Here is a 9,154-nt window from a genome sequence, read left to right as displayed (position 1 = left end):
TGGGCGCGATCAACGGCGGGGTGGTTGGGGGTAGAGATAATGTCAATCGCAACTTGAGTCCAATGGGCGGCTTCAGTATAGTCCTTGCGCCGATGTTCGTAGACTTTGGCAATTTCGACATGGGCGTAAATCTGCCCGGCTTCGGCAGCTTCCTGCCACAGTCGCATGGCTTCATTGATTTCGTCTTGTTTTTTATGCAAAAACGAAAGTTGCTCCAGGGCTTTCCAATAGGCATCCTGCTGCACGTCAGCATAGCTCAGACCGCGGCGATAAATTTCGGCGGCGGTATTAGGATGCCCCAAATCGGCATAGAGTTTGCCAATCGAAATCAAATCCAGGCCGTGTTCAATATCGCCCTCCACCGGATTGGTCAGCAGGGTCGAAATATGATTGAGTAAGGCCGCCATCGAAACCACGTCGATCTCATTATGGTAGAAAACACCCCGCAGCGGGCGCGCATCACCGGTGTGCAGATAGTCATAATATAGGTCAGCAATCATCCAGCCGGGGACATCTTGCTCCGAACGGCGCAATCCCAGAATACGGCTTTCCAGATCGCCAAGCGCGCGGCTGGTCAAACGCGCTTTCCATAAACGCCGCGCCAGATGCAACAAATCGAGATGTCCAGCATCTTTGAGCGGCAGCGGCCAACCATTCAACACAAAACGATTATTGAGCATGGGCATATCAAACGACTTGCCGTTAAAACTGACTATGGCTTCGCAAGGGGCGGCAAATTGTTCGAAAGCCGCCAGTTGAGCGCCCTCTTCGCCGGGGTCACGTAAAAAGAACTGTGCCATACGGAATTCATCCCCTTCAAAACGTCCGGCGCCAATCAGAAACGTGTAAATTCCCGTACCCCCATATAATCCGGTAGTTTCGGTATCCAAGAATAAGAATTGTTCAAGATTGAGTTGGCTGAGTTGCGGCGCTTTCGCCCAGGCCGTGATAATCCCCAAGGGCGAATCGCCTCTCAGGGGAACAGAACCCTGCCGAAAGGAGTCCGGATAGCGTTTCTCCACTACGAAGGCCTCCCCACCGCGGGTAGACCACCACTCCCCGGCGATGACTTTCTCAATCGGAAAATCCTTGCGCGCTGCAGGCGGCGTTTGCGGCAGATGATCCATCCCCAGGTTAACACCCAGCGATTTAAATTGGTCGGCTAATGAAGGAATATTTGCACCTCTATGCTGCGCTAATCTATCTGCGCGGCGATGAAGTTTTTGAGCGCGTCAGGGAAGCCTGACAAAGCACTTTCAGCGGGAATAATAACAGAGCAACTCACTCAAAAGCGGCCAGCAGCTTTTCAACCTGATAGTCAGAAGCCAGAGCCGCGGCGCGATACACTTGCGTCTGTTCAAATAGCTCGGCAACCATTTCTTCTCTATCGGTTTCGTTAATCGCTGAGTCGGCGTCAATTTCAATCAGCGCCACGGCCAGCATCCAGCGCAGGAATTTCTCGAAGGATTCTTTGTGGAACCACTGCACACCCTGATAGCGATTGACGCGCAGTAAACGCCGGACATCGGCATCGCGCAGCCAGTTTTCGAGGGTGAAACCGGCTTCGCCGGGGATAGCGTACCAGCCCTGGTGCTGAACCAGCGCATAGAGCGCGTCCACCCCCTGAGCAGCGGAATCCGCACTTGCGCCCAATTCATCCAGGGTTTGCCCAACGCTCTTGGCAAGCAACCACTCATCCAGCAATTCGCGACTGCGCGCCGGAATTTCTTCTTCGTCCGCGCCGACGCTAGCACCCAGGTTATGGGTACAGAGCCAGCCCAGCAGCACCCCCATGAAGGCGGGATCATCTTCTTCGGGCAGCAGCCAGCTCGTGAGCGCGTTCGGTGTGCCCGCCTCGGCAACGGGCAAATCCCAAAAGGCATCCAGTCGATTTAAAACCACTTCGACAATCCGCGCGTGCTCAACTTCAATTTCAGTCATACGCTCGATTTCAGTTAGCAAGCGCAACATTTTTTGTTCAATTTCGTCCAGAGTTGGCTGCAGGGTCGCAGGCTGACAGGTTAGTAAATGCTCGAACATGGCCGGGTTGACTAATTCTCGGAAAGGCGTCAGCAACGGCTGGAGCAGAATTTCTTGCATGGTTTCTTCGATATTGGGGGTACCGCGGCCATCGAGATATTCGGCCAATTGGCGGTATTGACCCCATCCAGTATCGGCCACCTGACGAAAATCGACAAAGACCTGATGTTTATACGCACCCAATTCGATATACAGACCGCGCTCGTGCAACTCAGCATTGGCTCGGATATATTCCAGCCCGCTGATATAGTCGCGGAAAATAGTGTAGATATTGGGGGCGTAGTCCAACGCCAAGCCCTCGGCGAGATGCGTCTGGCGCAGTTCATCGCTGGCCTTATCGAGATACGCTGCCGAAGCCTTGAGCCAGCCGCGGGTGTCGGCCCAGCAATTGTGATAAATGACCAGCGAACGCTGCCCTTGATCGATATTGGAATACGCGAAAACATTTTCATCCACCTGTCCGTGCGGCGTGTAGAAATCGTACAGGAAGAAATTTTCGACTTCGGCAAATTGGGCGCGGCGATGCAGCAAAGGGAAAACCTGCTGTTTGTGGCGGTCGACCAAATGGGTGTCGGGGTATTCATCCCAATAGGCGCGGCGGTATTCCATGCCGTATTTTTCGTGGAAGCCCTCCACCTGCCCGTGCCCAAACATGGGCAGGCCCGGCAGCGTGGACATGAGCGTGCAGATGCCGAAATATTTATCGCCGTTGCCAAATTGGTGGATGGCGGTTTCTTCATCGGGGTTATTCATGAAGTTGACATAACGCTTGAGAATCTGGGGGTCAAATTCGAGCGTATTTTTAATCAGTTGGCGATATTCGGCGTTTTTCTCGTCGCGCAGCATATTCATGAAGGCGCTGTTATACACGCGGTGCATGCCCAGCGTGCGCACAAAATAACCCTCCATCATCCAGAAGGCCTCCGCCAGGAGCAAGGTGTCGGGGACTTCCTTCGCAACGCGGTCAACGACTTCGCGCCAGAATTCGAGCGGCATGGCAGCATCAAATTGTTCGCGGGTGAGGCCATATTCGGCTCGCGATGGAATATCGCCGCCGGTACCCGGTTGTGGGAACCACAAACGCTGAAAATGTTTCTTCGCCAGCGTCATGGCGGCATCAAAACGAATCACAGGGAATTGTCGCGCCACATGCAAAATTGTCTGGATGACGGTTTCGCGCACTTCAGGATTAAGATAATCAAGTTGGGCAGTATCGTTCCAGGGCATCGCCGTGCCATCATTGCCGTGGTAGATATATTTGGTATCACCGGTCCATTGGTCGACGCGTTTAAAAACTACGGCGGCATCAGTTTTGTCGTAATAATGATCGTCGATATAAATACCCACGCGCTCGTCATGCGAAAGATTTTCGCCGTTAAACGAATAGGTTGGGAAAGGCGGCTCATCGAGGGCGACAAACCAATCGGGGCGTTCAACCACCCATTTGGAATAAATACCAACGTGATTGGGCACCATATCGGCGGCCACGCGGATGCCGCGCTGCCAGGCGCGATGGCGTAAATCGTTATATGCTACCTCGCCGCCCAGGTCGTTGGCAATGGTGTAGTCGTAGAGCGAATAGGCTGAGGAAACCGCATCGGGGTTGCCACAAAGCTGTTTAATGCGCTGGGAAGCCGCGCTGCGCTCCCACAGACCGATCAGCCACAAGCCGGTAAAACCCCATCCCGCCAACTTGTCCAGTTCCGCGTCCGGGACCTGATCCAGGCGCTTGATCTCGCGCTGATAATCTTTGCTCATCTGGTCGAGCCAGACATAGGTGTTTTTAGCAAGCAGCACCAGGCGCGGCATCCAGTCGCTATCGGGGCTGAAGCGTTCTTCCTCGAAAAGCGGGTAGTCGCCCGTGAGCGAACTGCCAGGTGATGGATATTCCGGAACTTGCGCCGGGCCAGGGCCAAAGAAACTCGGTTTGGTTTCTTCCTTGATGAAATCAAGACCCTTGAGCAGGCGCTGCAAATATTCACCCAGAACGACTGACCACTGCTCGCGAATAAAATCGAGTTGCCCCTCGAGGGAATCGGGCGCGGCCAAAGCAGGGCCGCGCAAAACTTCGATCAGGGTTTGATCGCCGGAGCCGAAACGGGGTTGTGTCTCGAAGAATTCCCCCAACCCCTTAACGATCTGCGAATAGGCCGTATCTGCAACCAGAGTTTGATCGTCGAAAAGCTCCGCATAGGGGTTAAAAGCCGGGTTGGCATTTGCCAGCCAGAGCATCAGCAACTCTTCGAGCGCAATCTGACGATTGAGCAACCCATCGCTGCGGCCTTGCAAATAATCTTCAAGCGAAAGCTCGCCACGATAAACCGCGACGGGCGGAAATTCTTCCACAAAGCGCAGCAATGCTGCGTCCACAGCTAGAGCGCCTACATTTTTCTCCAGCCAGACAAGGGCCTTCTCCAGCGCCAGCGGATTAGTTTGCAGACGATACTGGCGCGCCAGCAAATGCAAAATTTCATCGATCAAGCCCATGGCATGAATATGCCCGGCCCTAACGGCCTGCTCCGGATGGCGTTTGACATTCATTTTCTGGGCAAAGAGCCGCGCGGCGCTAAAATCGGCAAAGATGACATTCCCGCTCAAGCTAAACAGGGTCTGGTCAAATTGATAATTCTGGCGTGACTGGCGAGAAATGTGGAATTCAAATTGAGGCATGAGATGTACTTTTTAGGGTCGCTTCGTTGTGGGTTGACTGGCCTAGTTATACCATGTTTTGGGCAACGAAAGCGACCTATCCCGTGACCCCCGCGCGGTTGGTATATTTTATGTAAAAACAGGCAGGGGATTGAGCCTGCCTGTTTTGAGCAATCGTCTATTTTCCAAAACTGCGCAACTGATCACCGTCGCTGGGGCGGATTTCAAGCACTTCTACATGATCCAGTTTTCCCAATTCCGCACGTATTTTCTGCTCATCTCCGCCGCGCTCCTTGAGGTCAACATACGAATAATCGCCTGAATCATCGTAAGATATCGCCACCAAGACAATATAGGCCCCAGCCTCGGTGAGCGCCTGTGTCAAGGCTGCCAACTGGCCCTTTTGATCGGGAACTTTGGCCTCCAGGCGAGTCCCCGCCTGTCCACCACCAGTTATCTCAACAAAAGTTTTAAAGATGTCTGTGTCGGTAATAATGCCGACCAACGCCTCGTCGCGCACCACCGGCAAGCAGCCAATATCGTTATCCAACATAAATTTAGCCGCGTTGGCAATACTGCAGGTTTCTTCAATCGCCAAGACAGGATGGTTCATAATCTGTTTCATGGTGACTTTTTCCAACAGGGATGCAATTTCGAAAACGCTCAGGCTGGTCACCGGCGAAGGCTCAGCGCGCAGCATATCGTTATAAGTAACGATGCCTATCAATTTATCGTGACTATCAACAATTGGAAGATGTTTGATATTATTTTGCTGCATCAGACGCAAAGCCTGATTGTAATTGGTCTGCTGTGAGGCTGTGATCGGGTTGGGGGTCATACGATTTTTTACATTCATTTTAGTACTTACTCCTTTTTGAATACGTTGGGCAATATCAGTGGCCTTAACCAGCCATTGCCCGCGATACTTTCCGCCCACTTTTCGAGCGTTTATTTTCTTTTCGGCCACCAACTGTCGAATACGGGCGGTTGTAACGCCAAGTTGTTTGGCCGCTTCCTGGGTACTGATCCACTCTTCGCTCATTGGAACTCCTTACGCTAGCGAAAGTTTATATTTCAAATATAACACTTTCGCTAGCGTAAGTCAATATTTAATTCGCGAATTATTCAGGCAATCTTGTCGGCATGCAGCTTTTGCTCTACAATGGAGCGATATGTTACCTCCCGATTTGCTCCACGAACTACACCGCGCCGGGCTAGAAATCCGCACCGACGACGCCACGCGCGTCATCTACAGCACAGATGCTTCGCTCTATCAGATTACGCCGCTGGGGGTAGGTTTTCCGCGCACGCTCGATCATCTCAACGCGGCGGTAGAGTTGGCGGCCAAATACCGCGTGCCTGTGCTAGCGCGCGGGGCGGGCAGTTCATTGGCCGGACAAGCCGTTGGTAAAGCCCTGGTTTTGGATTGTTCGCGCTATCTCAACAAAATCCACAAAATACACGATGACGATCAAGGGGGTGATGGCTGGGTAACTGCCGAGCCGGGGGCAATCCTGCGCGATATCAACCACGCTGCCGCGCCCTACGGCCTGATGATCGGCCCCGACCCGGCCTCGTCCGACCGCGCTACGCTGGGTGGTTCGCTTGCCAACAATGCCAGTGGCGCGCACTCGATTGTCTATGGCATGTTTGCCGATCATGTCGTCGCGCTTGAAACGATTTTTGGCGATGGGCAAATGGCGACGCTGGAAGAAACAAGCGTTTCAACATTCGAACATTCACATATTCAACCTTCAACCTTCAACGCTTTTCTTAAAACTGCCCTCAACATCCGCGCAACCCTCGCCGGCGAAATCCGCGTCCGCTGGCCGCGCACCTACCGCCGCGCGGCTGGATATAATCTTAATTATCTGCTGTCCTGGTCCCCCTCCGCACCTCCGCAATTCAACCTTAAACCTTCAACCTTCAACGGCTACCCGCCTATCTCACCCAACCACATCAATCTAGCCCATCTGCTCGTTGGCTCTGAAGGCACGCTGGGCGTGATCCGTCAGGCCACTATTCGATTGGTACCCAAACCGCGTCACACTGCACTGGCGGTGCTGGCCTTTGATTCCGTGGAGCAAGCCTGCGAGGAGACTCCGCGCCTGCTGGAGCACCACCCCAGCGCCATCGAGCTGATCCCGCGCGTGCTGCTTGAACTGGCTGCATCCGTGCCTGCTTACGCACGCATGTTAGATTTTATACCAGGAGCTTCCGACCGCCTCCCCGCGGCGTTGTTGGCTGTCGAATTCGCCGGAGATAATATGCCGCAACTCCTGGCACAGGCGCGCGCCTTGCGACAGGATGCGCTGATCGCCGAAACGCCCCAGGCGCAAAGCCGCGTCTGGGCGGTACGCAAAGCTGGCTTGGGCATTTTGCAATCGCAACCCGGCGACTTGCGCACGCACACCTTCATCGAAGACCTCACCGTTCCTGTGGAAAATCTGGGCGCTTATGTGCGCGCCATGGATGCGATTGCCGCCGATCATAACACCGAGTTTTATTACTACGCTCACGCCTCGGCGGGCTGTCTGCATGTGCGCCCGCTCTTAAATCTTAAAACCGAAAGTGGAATACGAGACCTGCGCCAGATTGCCCAGGAAGCGGTCAAGGCCACGATTTCACTGGGGGGAACCACGACCGGTGAGCATGGCGACGGCCTGGCGCGCTCGGAATGGTTGGAGCAACTCTACGGCCCGAAAATCGTAAAGGCGTTCCAGGATTTGAAGCTGGCAGCCGATCCGTTGGGGATTCTCAACCCGGGCAAGATCGTGGCCCCTTCGCCGATGGATACGAATCTGCGCTACGGGCCAAATTACCGCGCCCGCGGCTGGGAGACTGTGATGAGCTTCGCCCAGCAAAATGGCCTCAGCGGGGCCATCGAGATGTGCAACGGGGCCGGAGTCTGCCGCGGCGATAGTGGGGTAATGTGCCCCACCTTCCAGGCCACGCGCGAAGAGATGCACTCCACCCGCGGGCGGGCAAACTTGCTGCGGGCGTTGATTAGCGCTTCGCCGACAGAAGATCGGAGACAGGATGTTTTCAATGCCTTAGACTTGTGCCTGGCCTGCAAAGGCTGCAAATCGGATTGTCCCTCGCTGGTGGATATGGCGAAACTCAAATACGAGTTTACGCACCATTACTATAAGTCGCACCGCCGCAAGCTGCGTGATTATGTCTTTGGCTATATTGGTGCTTTCGCGAGGTTGGGGAGCAAAGCTCAGCGATTAGGCAATTGGGGATTAGGGTTGGGAAGTGTTATTCATATTTTGCATCTGGCACCGCAGCGCAAATTGCCGCAGTTTGAGAAATCATACAATCGGAAAATTGGAGATCAGGTTCCCCTGATCCCCACTCCCCAATCTCCAATTATCTATCTCCCCGACGCCTTCACGCGCTATTTCGATCCCGATGATGAAGCCGCCGCCCTGACCGTTTTACGGAAGCTCAATTTTGCTGTAAAAATTCTCCCCGTGGTTGGCGCGGGGCGCACACTGATCTCAAAGGGATTTCTGGATGCCGCCAAACGTCATGCAGCGCGCGTTGTAGATGCGATTGATGCCATTGACCCCCAGGGTGAGTATCCCATCATCGGTCTGGAACCCTCCGAGATTTACACCCTACGCGACGAATTCCCCGATTTTTTCCCCGATGATGAACGCGTCAAATTGATTGCTCGCCGCGCCTGGATGATCGACGAATTCATCATTCGCCAGCCTGCCAGCCTGCCAACCCTCAACCTGCAACCTTCACCGGTTTTGCTCCACGGCCACTGCTATCAAAAAGCCCAACCCCCGGCGGATGACGGTCAACCGGTTGGCGAACAGGCCACCGTGGCGATGCTCAAAGCAGCCGGATACGCTGTCGAAGTCATCGACTCCGGCTGCTGCGGCATGGCGGGCGCGTTTGGCTACGAGACCGAACATTACGAACTCTCGATGCAGGTTGGCGAGATGAAACTCTTCCCGGCGGTTCGGCGCGCCGATGAAGATGTAATTATCGCTGCGGCGGGCGTTTCCTGCCAGGCGCAGATCGCCGACGGCGCTCAACGCCAGGCCATCCATCCCATTCAGCTACTTGCCCGGAGCCTCGCATGACCCTCCCCTCCATTTCAGAGCAGATCACCTTTTTGTACACGCGCGACCTCGCGGTCACATCCCACTTTTATGAACAAATTATCGGTCTAACACTGTGGCTCGATCAGGGAACCTGCCGCATCTATCAGATCACCGAAAGCGCTCTGCTGGGCTTTTGCCAACGCCCTGATGCGCAGAATCAGCACCCGGGTGTGATCTTCACGCTCGTGACTTCCGATGTCGAAGGCTGGTATGCAATGCTTGTAGCGCGCGGTGTAGAATTCGAGCACCCACCCCGCGTCAATCCGCAGTACAATATTCTGCACTGTTTTTTGCGTGACCCCAACGGATATTTGATCGAAATTCAGCGTTTTTTAGCATAGAAC

The 9,154-nt window shown here is 54.2% G+C and carries 5 protein-coding genes; 2 read left to right on the top strand and 3 right to left on the bottom strand.

What is annotated here, in order from left to right; genetic code table 11:
* From HN413_02860 to HN413_02850, 3 genes are all read right to left on the bottom strand, one after another.
* The coding region (locus tag HN413_02860; protein MBT3389326.1) for a ribonuclease H-like domain-containing protein at positions 1–1,127 on the bottom strand (1,127 nt) is incomplete at its 3' end.
* Between the two features lie 154 nt (positions 1,128–1,281).
* On the bottom strand, positions 1,282–4,710 hold the full coding sequence (locus HN413_02855) for an alpha-amylase (GenBank protein MBT3389325.1): 3,429 nt from the start codon (positions 4,708–4,710) through the stop codon (positions 1,282–1,284).
* Between the two features lie 157 nt (positions 4,711–4,867).
* Positions 4,868–5,731 carry a CBS domain-containing protein gene (locus HN413_02850; GenBank protein ID MBT3389324.1) on the bottom strand — a complete coding sequence of 288 codons (864 nt, stop codon included), beginning with the start codon at positions 5,729–5,731 and terminating at the stop codon, positions 4,868–4,870.
* A 130-nt stretch (positions 5,732–5,861) separates the two neighbouring features.
* Here HN413_02850 and HN413_02845 point away from each other — a divergent pair, with 130 nt between their 5' ends.
* Both HN413_02845 and HN413_02840 read left to right on the top strand, forming a co-directional pair.
* A complete protein-coding gene (locus HN413_02845; GenBank protein MBT3389323.1) occupies positions 5,862–8,789 on the top strand; it encodes an FAD-binding protein in 2,928 nt (975 codons plus the stop codon).
* Positions 8,786–9,151, top strand: a complete 366-nt coding sequence (locus HN413_02840) for a VOC family protein (GenBank protein ID MBT3389322.1) — start codon at positions 8,786–8,788, stop codon at positions 9,149–9,151. Before HN413_02845 ends, HN413_02840 begins: the two co-directional genes overlap by 4 nt.
* The last annotated feature ends 3 nt before the right edge of the window (positions 9,152–9,154 follow it).

Source organism: Chloroflexota bacterium, assembly GCA_018648225.1.
Lineage (GTDB): Bacteria > Chloroflexota > Anaerolineae > Anaerolineales > UBA11858 > NIOZ-UU35.
This window is presented reverse-complemented; position numbering and strand designations above follow the sequence as displayed.